The sequence below is a fragment of the Streptomyces sp. NPDC056144 genome, assembly GCF_042264145.1.
GTDB lineage: Bacteria > Actinomycetota > Actinomycetes > Streptomycetales > Streptomycetaceae > Streptomyces.
The window spans coordinates 53,486-69,846 of the sequence record NZ_JBHJVF010000013.1; the positions used below are offsets into that span (position 1 = coordinate 53,486).

A 16,361-nucleotide genomic window follows, 5' to 3' on the forward strand; every position below is an offset into this window, starting at 1 on the left:
GGTTCGTGACCGTGGAGGCGGCCATGGTCCTCCCCGTTCTCGCCCTCTTCACCGTGACCCTCCTCTGGGCCCTGGCCGCGGCCGCCGCGCAGATCCGCTGTGTGGACGCGGCCCGGGCCGGAGCGCGGGCGGCGGCCCGGTCCGAACCGGCCGCCTCGGCGGAGCGGGTCGCCCGGGCCGCCGCGCCCGAGGGGGCCCGGGTGTCGGTGACGAGGGCGGGCGATCTGTGGCGGGTGACGGTGGAGGTGGCGGCCCCGGGACCTCGGGGCATGGGACTCACGCTCAGAGCGGGTGCCGCCGCCCTCGCCGAGGACACGGTGGGCGAGGCGCCGGGTCGGGCCTCGGCGGCCGGGGGGTTGCCATGAGGGCGGTCCGTCGTGGGGATCGGGGTGCGGCGACGGTGTGGACGGCCTTCGCGGCCTGCGCGCTGTGCGTGGTGTTCGGGGTGGTCCTGGCGCTCGGGCAGGCGGTGGCGGCCCGGCACCGGGCCGGAGGGGCCGCAGACCTGGCCGCTCTGGCGGCCGCCGACCGGGCTCTGTGGGGCGAGACCGAGGCGTGCGCCGTTGCCACGCGGGTGGCCGCGGCCCAGGGCGCCGAGCTGCGGGGGTGCGCCGTGCGCGGGGAGATCGCCGAGGTGACCGCGCGGGTGGCGGCGGGCCCGTACCGGCCGGAGATCAGGTCGCGGGCGGGTCCTCCGGGGCCGCCGTCTCCGGGGCCGCCTCCTCCGCCGGCGGTTCCGGGGCCGCCCGCAGGAGTTCCGTGAGGAGGCGTACGGCGCCCCGCTTGTGCAGGGGGTCGTTGCCGTTGCCGCACTTCGGGGACTGGACGCAGGAAGGGCAGCCCGCCTCGCACTCGCAGGCGGCGATGGCCTCGCGGGTCGCGGTCAGCCAGGCCTTGGCCGTGTGGAAGGCCCGCTCGGCGAAGCCCGCGCCGCCCGGGTGGCCGTCGTACACGAAGACGGTCGGCAGCAGGGTGTCCGGGTGGAGCGGGACGGAGACGCCGCCGATGTCCCAGCGGTCGCAGGTGGCGAAGAGCGGCAGCATGCCGATGGAGGCGTGCTCGGCGGCGTGCAGGGCGCCTCCGAGGATCTCCGGGTTGATCCGGGCGGCGTCGAGCTGGTCCTCGGTGACCGTCCACCACACGGCCCGGGTGCGCAGGGTGCGGGGCGGCAGGTCGAGCTTGGTCTCGCCGAGCACCTCGCCGGTGATGAGACGGCGGCGGAGGAAGGAGACGACCTGGTGGGTGACCTCGACGGAGCCGTAGCAGAGGCGGCCGGCTCCCCAGGGGATCTCGGTGTCGGTTTCGAGGACGGAGACGGAGGTGGTGTCGCGGGCGGTGGTCGAGTACGGGGGCGCGGCCTCCTCCACGAGGGCCACGGAGTCCTTGAGGTCGAGCTCCCGCACCAGGTAGGTGCGGCCCTGGTGGAGGTGGACGGCGCCCTCGTGGACGGAGGCGTGGGAGGCGGCCTCGTCGACCGTGCCGAGGAGGCGGCCGGTGCCGGCCTCCACGATCCGGACGGGGCTGCCTCCGCCGCCCCGGATGTCGGTGAGGTCGACCGCCCGCTCGCGGCGGGTCCAGTACCAGCCGGCGGCCCGGCGGCGCAGTAGCCCGGCGGCCTCCAGCTGGGGCATCAGGCCCGGCGCGGCCGGGCCGAAGAGCGACAGGTCGGCCTCGGTCAGCGGAAGCTCCGCGGCGGCGGCGCAGAGATGGGGGGCGAGGACGTAGGGGTTGTCGGGGTCGAGGACGGTCGACTCGACCGGCTGGTCGAAGATCGCCTCCGGGTGGTGGACCAGGAAGGTGTCCAGCGGGTCGTCCCGGGCGACGAGGACCGCGAGGGCGCCCTCGCCCGAGCGGCCGGCGCGGCCCGCCTGCTGCCAGAGCGAGGCCCGGGTGCCCGGGTATCCCGCGATCACGACGGCGTCCAGGCCGGAGACGTCGACGCCCAGCTCCAGGGCGGTGGTCGCGGCCAGGCCGAGGAGCTCGCCCGAGTGCAGGGCCCGCTCCAGGGCCCGGCGCTCCTCGGGCAGGTAGCCGCCCCGGTAGGCGGCGACCCGGCGGGCCAGGGCGCGGTCGGTCTCGGCCAGCCGTTCCTGGGCGATCACCGAGATCAGCTCCGCGCCGCGCCGGGAGCGGACGAAGGCGACCGAGCGGACGCCCTGACGGGTCAGGTCGGTCAGCAGGTCGGCGGTCTCGGCGGTGGCGGTGCGGCGCACGGGCGCGCCGCGCTCGCCGTGCAGCTCGGTGAGCGGCGGCTCCCACAGGGCGAAGACCAGTTCGCCGCGCGGGGAGGCGTCGTCGGAGACCTCGGTCACCGGCAGTCCGGTGAGGCGGCCGGCGGCGAGGGCGGGCTCCGCGGAGGTCGCGGAGGCGAGGAGGAAGACGGGGTCGGAGCCGTACCGGGCGCAGATCCGGCGCAGGCGGCGCAGTACCTGGGCGACGTGGGACCCGAAGACGCCCCGGTAGGTGTGGCACTCGTCGATCACTACGTAGCGCAGGGCGCGCAGGAAGGAGGACCACCTGGGGTGGGAGGGGAGTATGCCCCGGTGCAGCATGTCGGGGTTGGTGAGCACGTAGTTCGCGTACTGCCGGACCCACTCGCGCTCCTCGACCGGCGTGTCGCCGTCGTAGACGGCGGGGCGGATCGCGTTGCCGAGGGGGGCGGCCAGTTCGCGGACGGCGCGGCGCTGGTCGGCGGCGAGGGCCTTGGTGGGCGCCAGGTAGAGGGCGGTGGCCCCGCGTCCGTTGGGGGCCTCCGCGCCGTCCAGGAGGGTCGTGAGGACCGGGGCGAGGTAGGCGAGCGACTTGCCCGAGGCGGTTCCTGTGGCGATCACCACGGAATCACCGTTCAGGGCGTGCTCGGCGGCCTCCGCCTGGTGGGCCCACGGGTGCTCGATCCCGGCCTTCTGGACGGCGCTGATCACCTCGGGACGGATGAGGTGCGGCCAGACGGCATGACGGCCCTCCCGGGCGGGCATGTGCTCCGTATGAGTGATGCGCGCGGCCCGGCTCTCGCCCGCCGAGAGGCGGTCGAGGACCATGCCGGGGGAGGGGCGACTGCCCGTGTACCCGGCTGGAGTAGGGGTGCGCTGTTTCTTGGCCATCGGCACCGAGTGTGTCACTGCCAGGACGGACAATGCCGCGAAGCCGTCGTGCATGACTGCTCGTAAGTGATTGAATGCCATTGCGGCTGGCGATCCGTTCCCTGGCTCCGCCCGGGAGGCCCGAGGGGGCGATCGCCCGATAGCAAGGTGCTGGAGGATCCGTGGACCTGTCCCTGTCGACTCGCAATGTGACCGGCGCTGGTGGTGACCGTACGGTCGTCGAGGTCGGTGGCGAGATTGATGTGTATACCGCGCCCAAGCTGCGCGAGCAGTTGGTCGAGTTGGTGAACGACGGCAGCTACCACCTGGTCGTCGACATGGAGGGCGTGGACTTCCTCGACTCCACCGGCCTCGGTGTGCTCGTCGGCGGCCTGAAGCGCGTCCGCGCGCACGAGGGCTCGCTGCGCCTGGTCTGCAACCAGGAGCGCATTCTGAAGATCTTCCGGATCACGGGTCTCACCAAGGTGTTCCCGATCCACGGTTCGGTCGACGAGGCCGTCAACGCGGTCGACTGATCCGGAGGGATCGCATGGCCACCGTTGAACTCCGATTCAGCGCTCAGCCCGAGCACGTCCGCACCGCCCGCCTCGTGGCGGCGGCGGTCGCCCGCAGGGCCGGAGTGGACGAGGCGGTCCTCGACGAGGTCCGGCTCGCCGTCGGCGAGGCCTGTTCCCGTGCGGTCGGGCTGCACCGCAGCAACGGTGTCACGAACCCGATCCGGGTCGTGCTGACCGAGGAGGAGAAGAGCTTCTCCATCGAGGTCGGCGACGAGGTCCCGGGTGCGGGCGTGGCCGCGGCGGATGCCGTCGGCGTGCCCGGAGCGCGGTCCTCGGCCCCGGCCGACGACTTCGACGACGCCGGGGGCGAGGACGAGATGGGCCTCGCGGTGATCCGCGGGCTCGTCGACGACGTGGAGGTGAGCGCCGGCGAGGACGGCGGCACCATCCGGATGAGCTGGCCGACCAGCCCGGCGGACGTTCTGTCCTGACCGGGGGCGTCGCGTGGGGGAAGAGGTTCCGCTGTGCGGGGCCTCTTCTTCCGTTTCCGGGGTGAAGGTGTCTATTTGTGACGGTTCGGATCCCTATGATCCGTCCCCATGGACCCCGACCCCACTTCGCTCGCCGCCGCGGTGCTCACGAGCGGGAACCGGACGATCGTGGTCGTCGTCGCGGCCGTCGCCCTCGGCGCGCTGGTCGTCGCGGCGCTGCTCGTCCGCCAGGTGCTCGCGGCCGGTGAGGGCACGGAGAAGATGCGGGAGATCGCCGCCGCCGTGCAGGAGGGCGCCAACGCCTATCTCGCGCGGCAGCTGCGTACCCTCGCCGTCTTCGCCGTCGCCGTGTTCTTCCTGCTGATGCTGCTGCCCGCCGACGACTGGCCGCAGCGTGCCGGACGGTCGCTGTTCTTCCTGGTCGGGGCGCTCTTCTCGGCGGTCACCGGCTACACCGGCATGCGTCTCGCCGTACGGGCCAACGTGCGGGTCGCCGCGGCGGCCCGGGAGGCCACCCCGGGGCCCGGCGCGCCGGAGAAGGACCTCGCAGAGGTGTCGCACCGGGCGATGCGGATCGCGTTCCGTACGGGCGGGGTCGTCGGCATGACCACCGTCGGCCTCGGGCTGCTCGGCGCGTCCTGCGTCGTCCTCGTCTACGCCGCCGACGCGCCCAAGGTCCTGGAGGGATTCGGGCTCGGCGCCGCGCTCATCGCGATGTTCATGCGGGTGGGCGGCGGCATCTTCACCAAGGCCGCCGACGTCGGCGCCGACCTGGTCGGCAAGGTCGAGCAGGGCATCCCCGAGGACGACCCGCGCAACGCCGCCACCATCGCCGACAACGTGGGCGACAACGTCGGCGACTGCGCGGGGATGGCGGCCGACCTCTTCGAGTCGTACGCGGTGACCCTCGTCGCCGCCCTCATCCTCGGCAAGGCCGCCTTCGGCGACCACGGCCTCGCGTTCCCGCTGATCGTCCCCGCCATCGGCGTCGTCACGGCCGTGATCGGCGTCTTCGCCGTCGCTCCCCGCCGCGCCGACCGCAGCGGCATGAGCGCGATCAACCGGGGCTTCTTCCTCTCGGCGGCCGTCTCGCTCGCGCTGGTCGCCGTCGCCGCCTTCACCTACCTGCCGTCCTCGTACGCCGAGCTCGAAGGCGTCACCGAGCCCGGCATCCACCAGCACGGCGGCGACCCCCGGGTCCTCGCCCTCGTCGCGGTCGCCATCGGCATCGTCCTCGCCGCGCTCATCCAGCAGCTCACCGGCTACTTCACCGAGACCGGCCGCAGGCCCGTGCGGGACATCGGGAAGTCCTCGCTCACCGGCCCCGCCACCGTGGTCCTGGCGGGTGTCGCCCTCGGCCTGGAGTCCGCCGTCTACACGGCGCTCCTGATCGGCCTCGCCGTCTACGGCGCTTTCCTGCTGGGCGGCGCCTCGATCATGCTGGCGCTGTTCGCGGTCGCCCTCGCCGGTACGGGCCTGCTCACGACCGTCGGCGTGATCGTCGCCATGGACACCTTCGGCCCGGTCTCCGACAACGCGCAGGGCATCGCGGAGATGTCCGGGGACGTGCGGGGCGCGGGCGCGCAGGTCCTCACCGACCTCGACGCCGTCGGCAACACCACGAAGGCCATCACCAAGGGCATCGCCATCGCCACCGCCGTCCTGGCCGCCGCCGCGCTCTTCGGCTCGTACCGGGACGCCATCGCGACGGCGGTCGCGGAGGCCGGCGGGCTCCGGGCGATCGGCGGGGCGGCCGACCTCCTGACGCTGTCGATGGACATCTCGCAGCCCAACAACCTCTTCGGCCTGATCCTCGGCGCGGCGGTCGTCTTCCTCTTCTCCGGACTGGCCGTCAGCGCCGTCTCCCGGTCGGCCGGTTCGGTCGTCCACGAGGTGCGGCGCCAGTTCCGCGAGCACCCGGGGATCATGACGTACGAGGAGAAGCCCGAGTACGGGCGGGTCGTCGACATCTGCACCCGGGACGCGCTGCGGGAACTCGCCACGCCCGGGCTGCTCGCCGTGACCGCCCCGATCGCGGTCGGCTTCGCGCTCGGTGTCGGCCCGCTCGGCGCGTACCTCGCCGGGGCGATCGGGACGGGCGCCCTGATGGCGGTCTTCCTCGCCAACTCCGGCGGCGCGTGGGACAACGCGAAGAAGCTGGTCGAGGACGGCCACTACGGCGGCAAGGGCAGCGAGGCGCACGCCGCGACGGTCATCGGCGACACCGTCGGCGACCCCTTCAAGGATACGGCGGGACCGGCGATCAACCCCCTCCTGAAGGTGATGAACCTCGTCGCGCTGCTCATCGCCCCCGCCGTCGTGAAGTTCGGGTACGGACGGGACGCCGACGACGGACTGAGGGCGGGGGTCGCGGCGCTCGCGGTCCTCGTCGTGGTCGTCGCGGTGTGGATCTCCAAGCGCCGTTCCGTGGAGGTCTCCTGACGTGTCGTCCGTCTCATTCCCCGGCGTGAAGGGGGCGTGAGAGGGGCGTCTCCCTTGGTTCAAATGACTGCAATGTGGTCGAAATCGCTCGTACGAAAGGTGGAAGTAGCCCGTTCGGCGTGTATGTTCCGGGGCCGAGAGCCTTGGAAGGGACCGATCCGGTGAACAAGAAGCTTGCGGCCGCACTGTCCGGCGGCGCGGTACTGATGCTCGTGCTGTCGGGTTGCAGCGACGACGAGGGCAACAAGGTGGACGACTGGGCGAAGACGTTCTGCGACCAGGCGAAGCCGCAGATCCAGAAGCGGGCCAACGCCCACCAGATCATCATCTCGACGGCCGCCGACAGCAAGCCGGCCGAGATCCAGGCCGCCGACTCCAAGGCGTTCCAGGACATCGCCGACGCCGACCGCGCCCTCGCCAAGGCCGTCGAGGCCGCCGGGGCCCCGCCCGTCGAGAACGGCGAGAAGGTCAAGCAGGACGCGATCAAGGAGCTGAACGCGACCGCGGTGGCCTACGAGGGGCTCAAGAAGGAGGTCGACGCGCTGGACCCGACGAACCAGCAGAAGTTCGCCGACGGCCTCCAGGACGTCGCCGACGGCCTCACCAAGATCGAGAAGATGGACCAGGCCGCGCTGTCCAAGCTGGAGGAGGGCGAGCTCGGTCAGGCCATGGCCAAGCAGCCCGGCTGCCAGAAGCCGACGGCCTCCGTCCCGCCGAAGACGTCCGCCTCGGCCGCGCCGAAGAGCTCGGCGCCTGCTTCGGCGAAGCCCTCCGCCTCCGCGAAGCCGTCCGCCTCCGCGGAGTAACACCCGGGAGCGCCCGGGAACACCCGGGAGAGCGAGCCATGACCCGGCGGCGGTGGCGATCGGCCGTCCGCCGCCGGGTCGGCTGCCCGGATGTCGGTGGTGCCCGTCACAATGGTTCGTGTGAGTACGACCAGCCTGCCTTCCCGCCTCCCGCTGCCCGCGCACGCCGCCCGTCTGCGCGAGAAACTCCTCGCCGCCGACTTCACCGCCGACGGCCTGCTCGACCTGCTCGGCGCCCCCGCCTACGCGGCGCTCGCCCGCAGCGAGACCGTGCCCGCCCTGCGCGCCACCCGGGGAGACTCTCCGCTGGAGACCCTCGTCCGGCTCTTCCTGCTCCAGGGGGCCGTCGCGTACGACGCGGCCGCCGCCGCCCTCCCCGTCGACGAGGCACTCGCCGACGGCTGGGTGGTCCGCGAGGACGACGCCGTGCTCGCCACCGTCGACATCCGGCCGTACGGCGGCCCCGACGGCGAGGACTGGTTCATCGTCTCCGACCTCGGCTGCGCCGTCGGCGGCGCCGGAGGCATCGGCAAGAAGGCCGAGGGCGTCGTGCTCGGCGTCGGCGGCGCCTCCACCACGCTCGCCGGCATCACGATCCGTACGCCGGTGTCCTCCGCGCTCGACCTCGGCACCGGCTCCGGCATCCAGGCGCTGCACGCGGCCCAGCACTCCACCCTGGTCACCGCCACCGACCTCAACCCGCGCGCCCTGGACTTCACCCGGCTCACCCTGGCCCTCTCCGGGGCCCGCGAGGCCGAGCTCCTCGAGGGCTCCCTCTTCGAGCCGGTCGACGGCGACACGTACGACCTGATCGTCTCCAACCCGCCGTTCGTCATCTCGCCCGGCGCCACGCTCACCTACCGGGACGGCGGGATGGGCGGCGACGACCTGTGCCGCACGCTCGTGCAGCAGGCCGGTGAGCGGCTCAACGACGGCGGATACGCCCAGTTCCTCGCCAACTGGCAGCACGTCGAGGGCGAGGAGTGGCAGGAGCGGCTGCGTTCCTGGGTGCCGCGCGGCTGCGACGCCTGGATCGTGCAGCGCGAGGTCCAGGACGTCACCCAGTACGCCGAGCTCTGGCTGCGGGACAGCGGCGACCACCGCGGCGACCCGGAGGAGTACCGGATCGCGTACGACCGCTGGCTCGACGAGTTCGAGGCCCGCAAGACCAGGGCGATCGGCTTCGGCTGGATCACCATCCGGCGGAACGCGGCGGTCGAGTCCGGCGCCGTCGAGCCGTCGGTCCTCGTCGAGGAGTGGCCGCACCCCGTCGAGCAGCCCCTCGGCGACACCGTCCGCGCCCACTTCGAGCGCCAGGACTACCTGCGAAGCCGTGACGACGCCGGGCTCCTCGCCGACCGGTTCACGCTCGCGCCCGAGGTGATGCAGGAGCAGGTCGGACTGCCGGGCGCCGAGGACCCGGAGCACGTCGTCCTCCGGCAGAACCGGGGCATGCGCCGCGCGACCAAGGTCGACCACGTCGGCGCCGGGTTCGCCGGGGTCTGCGACGGCACCCTCAGCGCCGGCCGCATCCTCGACGCGATCGGACAGCTCATGGGCGAGGACCCCGTCCTGCTCCGCGACCGCACCCCGGCGGCGATCCGGCTGCTCGTCGAGGAGGGCTTCCTGCTGCCCGTGACCGACGGGAGCGAGGATTGATACGGATCGAACTGGACGAGGCCTCGCTCGGGTCGACCCGCATCGCGATCAGCCCGCTCCGCGACGCGTTCTGCGCGATGCACCTCGCGCTGCCGCACCGGCGGCCCTCCTGGCCGTACCAGGCGTGGGTCGGGCAGGCGCGCGAGGTGTGGCGCGAGGACGACCGGCTGCGCCCGCTGTGGCGGTTGCTCGAAGAGGGACCGGGTGAGGTCTCCGACTTCCTGCTGCCCCGCCCGGTCGGCACGGTCCACGTCCACGAGGAGCTCGCCGCGCTGCGGGCCACCGACCCGGCGTTCGTCCGCGAGCAGGTGGAGGTCTGCTACCCCGGCCTGACCGACGCGCCCTTCCTCCAGCCCTATCTGGAGGACCCGGAGGCCGCCTGTGCTGCCCTCGCCGACGCGTACGCGGCCTGGTGGGAGGGGGCGATCGAGCCGTACTGGCCGACGATGCGCCGCCTCGTCGAGGACGAAGTCCTCTTCCGCGCCAGGACGTTCGCGACCGAGGGCGTCGACGCGCTGTTCGCCGGTCTCGAGTCGCGAGGGCGGTGGACCCCGCCCGTACTCGAACTGACCAAGTACATCGAGGCCGCGTACGCGCCGGGCGAGCGCAGGCTCGTCCTCGTCCCGCTGGTCTTCGCCGAGGGCTGCCGGCTCTACTCGACGGACGACCCCGAGGTCTTCGCCCTCAGCTTCCAGGCCCGCGGCGCCGCCGCCCTGCGCGAACCCGTCGAGCCCGTCGCCGACGACCGCCTCGGGCTGCTGCTGGGGCGGGGCCGCGCGGCGGTCCTGCGCGAGCTCGGCGGCCCCCTGACCACCGCCGGACTCGCCGACCGCCTCGGCCTCGCGCCGAGCACGGTCTCCGAGCACCTCTCCGTCCTCGCCGAGGCCGGGGTCGTGACCCGGCACCGCGTCGGGCGCTCCGTGTACTACCAGCTGACCGACACGGGCCGGTCGCTGCTCGCGCTCCTCGCCGGGGAGGGCGTGCTCCGGGCGGTGGTCTGACGGCCGGACGACCATCGGAGGGGCGTCCGGGCCGACGATTCGGGGCGTCCCGAATCGATGGCCCGGCCCTCCCGCGCCCTCCTACTGTCCGGCGCATGCTCGCAATCGAGGCGGACGCGCTGCGCCGCACCTACACCAGCAGGACCGGGTGGCTCAGGCCCCGTCGGACCGAGACCGAAGCCGTCCGCGGCGTCACCTTCGACGTGGCCCCGGGGGAGCTCTTCGGCCTCCTCGGCCCCAACGGCGCCGGGAAGACCACCACCATCAAGATGCTCAACACCCTTCTCCTGCCGACCTCCGGCACGGCCCGGGTGTTCGGCCACGACGTGGCCCTCGACCCCGTCGCCGTACGCCGCAGGATCGGGTACGTCTTCGGTGGCGACCGCGGCCTGTACGACCGGCTCTCCGCGCTCGACAACCTCCGCTACTTCGCCGAGCTGTACGGCGTCGAGGGACGCGACCAGAAGCGGCGCATCACCGAACTCCTCGACCTCGTCGGTCTCCTGGGCCGCGAGAAGGAGCGGGTCGAGGGGTACTCGCGCGGCATGCGGCAGCGCCTCCACATCGCCCGCGGCCTGCTCCACCGGCCCGACGTCCTCTTCCTCGACGAGCCGTCCATCGGCGTGGACCCCGTCGCCGCCCGCGACCTGCGCCGCACGGTCGCGGACCTGACCGCCTCCGGCACCACCGTCCTGCTCACCACGCACTACATGGCCGAGGCCGACGAGCTCTGCGACCGGATCGCCGTCATCGCGGCCGGCCGGATCCAGGCCCTCGGCACCCCCGAGAGCCTCAAGTCCCGTGTGAGGGGCCGGGACGTGCTGGAGATCGAGGCGTACGGCGTGGACGAGGAGCGGCTCGACCGGGTGCGGCGGCTCGCCGGGGTGGCGGGCGTGGCGGCCGAGGACCGGGGCACGCTCCAGGTCGTGACCGTCCAGGTCACGGCGGGGCGCGGGGCCGCCGAGCTGCACGGTCCGGTGCTCGCCGCGCTGGACGGCGTGCGGACCGGACGGGTCACGAGCCGTGAACCGTCCCTGGAGGACGCGTACATCGCGATCGTGGAGGAGGCGGCGGGCCCCGCCTCCGAGGGGATTCCCGAGCAGGCCTCGTACGCCCTGTGCGCGCCGGCCGAGGACGTGGCCGGATGAGGCGCGTCGTACGGCTCGTTCTCGTCGGGGTCCGCACCCATGTCTCGTACATGTCGCGCTCCCCGCTGGAGATCACCTTCGCCGTCCTCGTCCCGCTCGTCTACGCGACCCTCGCCGTCTACCTGTTCCGCGCCGCCGGCGATCCCGACCGGCTGCTCACCGCCTCCGTCGGCGCCGGACTCATGGGCATCTGGGGCTCGGTGCTCTTCGGTTCGGGCGGCGCGGTGCAGAACCAGCGCTGGCTGGGCACCCTGGAGAACCTCGTCGTGGCGCCCGCGCCGCTCGCGCTCGTCCTGCTCCCCCTCACCCTCGCGACCGCCGTCATCGGCACGTACGCGATGGGCGCGACGATCCTGTGGGGCGCGGTCCTCTTCGGCGTCCCGCTCGACTTCGCGCACCCGCTGCTCTTCCTGGTCGCCGTGCCCGTCTGCGTCCTCGCCCTCGGCATGATGGGGCTGCTGCTCGCCGCCACCTTCGTCCTGCTGCGGAACGCCAACGCCCTGGCCAACCCGCTGGACACGCCCGTCTGGCTGCTGTCCGGACTCCTCGTGCCCGTCACCGTGCTGCCGGCCTGGACGCACCCGCTGTCCTGGGCGCTGCCGACCACCTGGGGCGCGCGGGCCGTGCACGCGGCGACCTCCGGCGGGGACGTGCTCACGCCGCTGCTCGCCGCCGCCGCGCTCGGGGCCTGCTACGCCCTGGCCGCCGTCCTCGTCCTCGGCCGCGTGGAGCGCCGGGCGCGCGCCGCCGCCACCCTCGCCCTCGCCTGAGATCCACTTCGGCTGAAAGGCCAGACAGAGATGTTCCGTTTCCCTGCCACCGCCCGGCTCGTCGTCGTCGGCGGGGCGATCTCCTACCGGGCCCTGTTCAACTGGACGACCCCGCCGATGTTCATCGGAACGCTCCTGGTGGGGCCGCTCCTCCAGGTCTTCTTCTTCGTCTTCCTCGGACGGGAACTCGGCGTCGCGGACGACCGTTTCCATCTCGTGGGCAACGCCGTCCTCGCAGCCTCCGCCTCCTGCGTGTACGGCGGCACGATGGCCGTCGCCAACGAGCGCCGGTACGGCACCCTCGGGGCCGTCCTGCTCTCGCCCCGGCGCCGGGTGCCGCTCTGGGCCGGACGAGCTCTCCCGTACGTCCTCAACGGGCTGTTCGTCAGCGCCCTCGTCCTCACCGTCGCCTCGCTCGTCCTCGGGCTGCCCGTGCCCGCCGGGGCGCTGCCCGGTCTCGGGCTCGTGCTGCTCGCCGCCGCCGGCGCCTGCTCGGCCTTCGGGCTCGCGCTGGGCGCGCTCGGGCTGCGCTTCCGGGACGTGTTCCTGGTGTCGAACGTGGCGAGTTCGGTGCTGCTCCTCCTCACGGGCGCCGCCGTCCCCCGGGAGACGCTGCCCGAGTGGATGCGGGTCGCGGGCGAGCTGCTGCCGCTCACGCACGCGGCGGACGCGGCGCGGCTGCTGACCGCCGGCGGTGGCCTCGACGCCGGCCTGCTCGGGGCCGAGCTCGCCGTGGGCGCCGGGTGGGGGCTGCTCGCCGTCGCCCTGCTCGCCGTCTTCGAGCGGGGCAGCCGCCGCAGGGCCACGCTCGACACGATGTGACGGGGGAGACGGAAGGAACAGGGGAGGTGTGAGGGGTGGGTCACTACCGGCCATCTTCGTGAAACCGCGCAGGACGCTCCGCGTCGTTCACCCGGAATTCGCGCCGACGACGTCCGGAGGTGTCAGCCTCGGCTGCGCGGGCGACGAGCTCCGCACCGGAACGGAACGGGGTACGGGCATGGAGAGCGGGCCGGCGATCTTCGCGGGGGCGGCGTTCACGCTGTTCGGGGGCGCTCTCCTGCTGTGGACGACCGTGCGGACGCTGCACGGCGAGCCCGTGGCGCACGGGGTCGCGCCACGCGCGGCCGTCGCGGTGACGAGTCTCTTCGGCGCCGGTTTCCTCGCCCTCGGCGTCTGGTGCTTCGCCCGCCTCTGACACCGCCGCCGGCCCGCCTCCGACACCGCCGCCGGCCCGCCTCCGACACCGCCGCCGCACCGCCTCCGGCACCGTCGCCGCGCCGCCGCCGGGCCTGCCGAGGCTCCCTCCTCCTCTCCCCGGCGCGCCCCGCCCGTCCGCCCATCCGGGAGTCCGGGCGGCAGGAATGCCAGGACTCGGGTTACCGTTCGAGTGGCCGTTGCGGGCTTTCGCCGTTTGACACGGGGGCGGGTTGTACCGTCACACTCCGCAGCGACGGGAGCGTCACCGTCCGTGCCGCTGCCGTGCGTGCCAGTGCCGTACGTGCCAGAGAGTGTCGATCCGGAGAGAAGAGCGAAGTTGTCCCCGACCAGCGAGACCGCACACGGCGGCCGCCGACTCGTCATCGTCGAGTCGCCTGCCAAGGCGAAGACGATCAAGGGCTACCTCGGCCCCGGCTACGTCGTCGAGGCGAGCGTCGGGCACATCCGCGACCTCCCCTCCGGCGCCGCCGAGGTGCCGGAGAAGTACACCGGCGAGGTCCGCCGCCTCGGCGTGGACGTCGAGCACGACTTCCAGCCCATCTATGTCGTCAACGCCGACAAGAAGGCGCAGGTCAGGAAGCTCAAGGAGCTGCTCGCCGAGTCCGACGAGCTCTTCCTCGCCACCGATGAGGACCGCGAGGGCGAGGCCATCGCGTGGCACCTCCAGGAAGTCCTGAAGCCCAAGGTCCCCGTCCACCGGATGGTCTTCCACGAGATCACCAAGGACGCCATCCGCGAGGCCGTCGCCAACCCGCGCGAGCTGAACCAGCGCATGGTCGACGCCCAGGAGACCCGCCGCATCCTCGACCGGCTGTACGGCTACGAGGTCTCGCCGGTCCTGTGGAAGAAGGTCATGCCGCGGCTCTCCGCCGGCCGTGTGCAGTCCGTCGCCACCCGGCTCGTCGTCGAGCGCGAGCGCGAGCGCATCGCCTTCCGCTCCGCCGAGTACTGGGACCTCACCGGCACCTTCGGCACCGGCCGCACCGGTGACGCCTCCGACCCGTCCTCCCTGGTCGCCCGCCTGAACACGGTCGACGGCAAGCGGGTCGCGCAGGGCCGCGACTTCGGCGCCGACGGCCGCCTGAAGAGCGAGAGCGTGCTGCACCTGGACGAGGAGAAGGCCCGGGCGCTCGCCGCCGCGTTGGCCGACACCGCGTTCGCCGTGCGGTCCGTCGAGTCGAAGCCGTACCGCCGCTCCCCGTACGCCCCCTTCCGGACGACGACGCTCCAGCAGGAGGCGAGCCGCAAGCTCGGCTTCGGTGCGAAGGCGACCATGCAGGTGGCGCAGAAGCTGTACGAGAACGGCTTCATCACCTACATGCGTACGGACTCCACGACCCTCTCCGACACCGCCGTCGCGGCGGCGCGGACGCAGGTCACGCAGCTGTACGGCGCCGACTACCTGCCGGAGAAGCCGCGCGTCTACGCGGGCAAGGTCAAGAACGCGCAGGAGGCGCACGAGGCGATTCGCCCTTCGGGTGATCGTTTCCGCACCCCCGCGGAGACCGGCCTGACCGGCGACCAGTTCCGCCTGTACGAGCTCATCTGGAAGCGGACCGTCGCCTCCCAGATGAAGGACGCGACCGGCAACTCCGTCACCGTGAGGATCGGCGGCACGTCCGCCGACGGCCGGGACGCCGAGTTCAGCGCCTCCGGCAAGACGATCACCTTCCACGGCTTCATGAAGGCGTACGTGGAAGGCGCCGACGACCCGAACGCGGAGCTCGACGACCGCGAGCGGCGCCTGCCGCAGGTCGCCCAGGGCGACGCGCTGACCGCCGACGAGATCACCGCGGACGGCCACGCGACCAAGCCGCCGGCCCGCTACACCGAGGCCTCGCTGGTCAAGGAGCTCGAAGAGCGCGAGATCGGCCGCCCGTCGACGTACGCCTCGATCATCGGCACCATCCTCGACCGCGGCTACGTCTTCAAGAAGGGCACGGCCCTCGTGCCGTCCTTCCTGAGCTTCGCCGTCGTCAACCTCCTGGAGAAGCACTTCGGGCGGCTCGTCGACTACGACTTCACCGCCAGGATGGAGGACGACCTCGACCGCATCGCGCGCGGCGAGGCCCAGTCCGTGCCGTGGCTGAAGCGTTTCTACTTCGGTGAGGGCGAGGCCGGGGCCGGTGCCGGTGCCTCCGGCGGCGCGGCCGACGCGGGCAACGGCGACGGCGACCACCTCGGCGGCCTCAAGGAGCTCGTCACCGACCTCGGTGCCATCGACGCCCGCGAGATCTCCTCCTTCCCCGTCGGCAACGGCATCGTGCTCCGCGTCGGCCGCTACGGCCCGTACGTCGAGCGCGGCGAGAAGGACCAGGAAGGCCACCAGCGCGCCGACGTCCCCGACGACCTCGCGCCCGACGAGCTGACCGTGGAGCACGCCGAGGAGCTGCTCGCCAAGCCGAGCGGCGACTTCGAGCTGGGCGCCGACCCGGTCAGCGGGAACCAGATCGTCGCGAAGGACGGCCGCTACGGCCCGTACGTCACGGAGATCCTCCCCGAGGGCACCCCGAAGACCGGCAAGAACGCGGTCAAGCCGCGCACGGCCTCCCTCTTCAAGTCGATGGCGCTCGACACCGTCACCCTGGAGGACGCGCTCCGGCTGATGTCCCTCCCGCGGGTCGTCGGCGCGGACGCCGAGGGCGTCGAGATCACCGCGCAGAACGGCCGCTACGGCCCGTACCTGAAGAAGGGCACGGACTCGCGGTCGCTCACCGACGAGGACCAGCTCTTCACGATCACCCTCGAAGAGGCGCTGGCGATCTACGCCCAGCCCAAGCAGCGGGGCCGCGCCGCGGCCAAGCCGCCGCTGAAGGAGCTCGGCACCGACCCGGTCAGCGAGAAGCCCGTCGTCGTCAAGGACGGCCGCTTCGGCCCGTACGTGACGGACGGCGAGACCAACGCCACCCTGCGCACCGGCGACTCCGTCGAGGACATCACGCCCGAGCGCGGCTACGAGCTCCTCGCGGAGAAGCGGGCCAAGGGACCGGCGAAGAAGGCCGCCAAGAAGGCCCCGGCCAAGAAGGCCCCGGCGAAGAAGACGGCCACGAAGACCGCCGCCAAGAAGACGACGGCGGCCAAGAAGACGGCGGCGAAGAAGACCACCACCGCCGCCAAGACCACGGCCGCGAAGAAGACCGCCGCGAAGAAGACGACGGCCGCGGCGCAGCCGGAGTAGGACCCGCGGGACCCCGGACCGGGGGTGGGAGCAGCCGCTCCCGCCCC

Annotated in this window: 14 protein-coding genes; 13 read left to right on the forward strand and 1 reads right to left on the reverse strand. The window is 73.0% G+C overall.

Annotated features, from left to right (window positions below; translation table 11 throughout):
• Window positions 1-23: 23 nt before the first annotated feature.
• The gene (locus ACFC0Z_RS29595) at window positions 24-365 is read left to right on the forward strand and encodes a TadE family type IV pilus minor pilin (protein ID WP_376444285.1); all 342 of its coding nucleotides are present in this window, start codon (window positions 24-26) and stop codon (window positions 363-365) included.
• The gene (locus ACFC0Z_RS29600; RefSeq protein ID WP_376444287.1) at window positions 362-763 is read left to right on the forward strand and encodes an Rv3654c family TadE-like protein; all 402 of its coding nucleotides are present in this window, start codon (window positions 362-364) and stop codon (window positions 761-763) included. The genes ACFC0Z_RS29595 and ACFC0Z_RS29600 overlap by 4 nt, the downstream gene beginning before the upstream one ends.
• Here ACFC0Z_RS29600 and ACFC0Z_RS29605 read toward each other — a convergent pair.
• A complete protein-coding gene (locus ACFC0Z_RS29605; RefSeq protein WP_376444289.1) occupies window positions 675-3,182 on the reverse strand; it encodes a DEAD/DEAH box helicase in 2,508 nt (835 codons plus the stop codon). The genes ACFC0Z_RS29600 and ACFC0Z_RS29605 overlap by 89 nt on opposite strands.
• 80 nt (window positions 3,183-3,262) lie before the next feature.
• Here ACFC0Z_RS29605 and ACFC0Z_RS29610 point away from each other — a divergent pair, with 80 nt between their 5' ends.
• The 11 genes from ACFC0Z_RS29610 (at window position 3,263) to topA (ending at window position 16,314) form a co-directional block, all read left to right on the forward strand.
• The gene (locus tag ACFC0Z_RS29610; RefSeq protein WP_376444291.1) at window positions 3,263-3,616 is read left to right on the forward strand and encodes an STAS domain-containing protein; all 354 of its coding nucleotides are present in this window, start codon (window positions 3,263-3,265) and stop codon (window positions 3,614-3,616) included.
• A gap of 14 nt (window positions 3,617-3,630) precedes the next feature.
• Window positions 3,631-4,089: an ATP-binding protein gene (locus tag ACFC0Z_RS29615; RefSeq protein ID WP_376444293.1), complete on the forward strand. Its 459-nt coding sequence runs from the start codon at window positions 3,631-3,633 to the stop codon at window positions 4,087-4,089.
• Between the two features lie 108 nt (window positions 4,090-4,197).
• Window positions 4,198-6,531 carry a sodium-translocating pyrophosphatase gene (locus ACFC0Z_RS29620; protein ID WP_376444295.1) on the forward strand — a complete coding sequence of 778 codons (2,334 nt, stop codon included), beginning with the start codon at window positions 4,198-4,200 and terminating at the stop codon, window positions 6,529-6,531.
• A gap of 161 nt (window positions 6,532-6,692) precedes the next feature.
• Window positions 6,693-7,337, forward strand: coding sequence for a small secreted protein (locus tag ACFC0Z_RS29625; RefSeq protein ID WP_376444298.1), 645 nt, complete (start codon window positions 6,693-6,695; stop codon window positions 7,335-7,337).
• Window positions 7,338-7,448: 111 nt separating this feature from the next.
• Window positions 7,449-8,996: a methyltransferase gene (locus ACFC0Z_RS29630; protein ID WP_376444301.1), complete on the forward strand. Its 1,548-nt coding sequence runs from the start codon at window positions 7,449-7,451 to the stop codon at window positions 8,994-8,996.
• Window positions 8,993-9,997: an ArsR/SmtB family transcription factor gene (locus ACFC0Z_RS29635; protein ID WP_376444304.1), complete on the forward strand. Its 1,005-nt coding sequence runs from the start codon at window positions 8,993-8,995 to the stop codon at window positions 9,995-9,997. The genes ACFC0Z_RS29630 and ACFC0Z_RS29635 overlap by 4 nt, the downstream gene beginning before the upstream one ends.
• A gap of 95 nt (window positions 9,998-10,092) precedes the next feature.
• Complete coding sequence (locus ACFC0Z_RS29640) at window positions 10,093-11,145, forward strand: ATP-binding cassette domain-containing protein (RefSeq protein ID WP_376444307.1); 1,053 nt, start codon at window positions 10,093-10,095, stop codon at window positions 11,143-11,145.
• Window positions 11,142-11,915 (forward strand): ABC transporter permease, encoded by a 774-nt coding sequence (locus ACFC0Z_RS29645; protein WP_376444310.1) that lies wholly within the window; start codon window positions 11,142-11,144, stop codon window positions 11,913-11,915. Before ACFC0Z_RS29640 ends, ACFC0Z_RS29645 begins: the two co-directional genes overlap by 4 nt.
• 30 nt (window positions 11,916-11,945) lie before the next feature.
• The gene (locus ACFC0Z_RS29650) at window positions 11,946-12,737 is read left to right on the forward strand and encodes an ABC transporter permease (protein WP_376444312.1); all 792 of its coding nucleotides are present in this window, start codon (window positions 11,946-11,948) and stop codon (window positions 12,735-12,737) included.
• 178 nt (window positions 12,738-12,915) lie between these two features.
• Window positions 12,916-13,113, forward strand: coding sequence for a hypothetical protein (locus ACFC0Z_RS29655; protein WP_376444615.1), 198 nt, complete (start codon window positions 12,916-12,918; stop codon window positions 13,111-13,113).
• Window positions 13,114-13,452: 339 nt separating this feature from the next.
• Window positions 13,453-16,314 (forward strand): type I DNA topoisomerase, encoded by a 2,862-nt coding sequence (gene topA / locus ACFC0Z_RS29660; protein ID WP_376444315.1) that lies wholly within the window; start codon window positions 13,453-13,455, stop codon window positions 16,312-16,314.
• The last annotated feature ends 47 nt before the right edge of the window (window positions 16,315-16,361 follow it).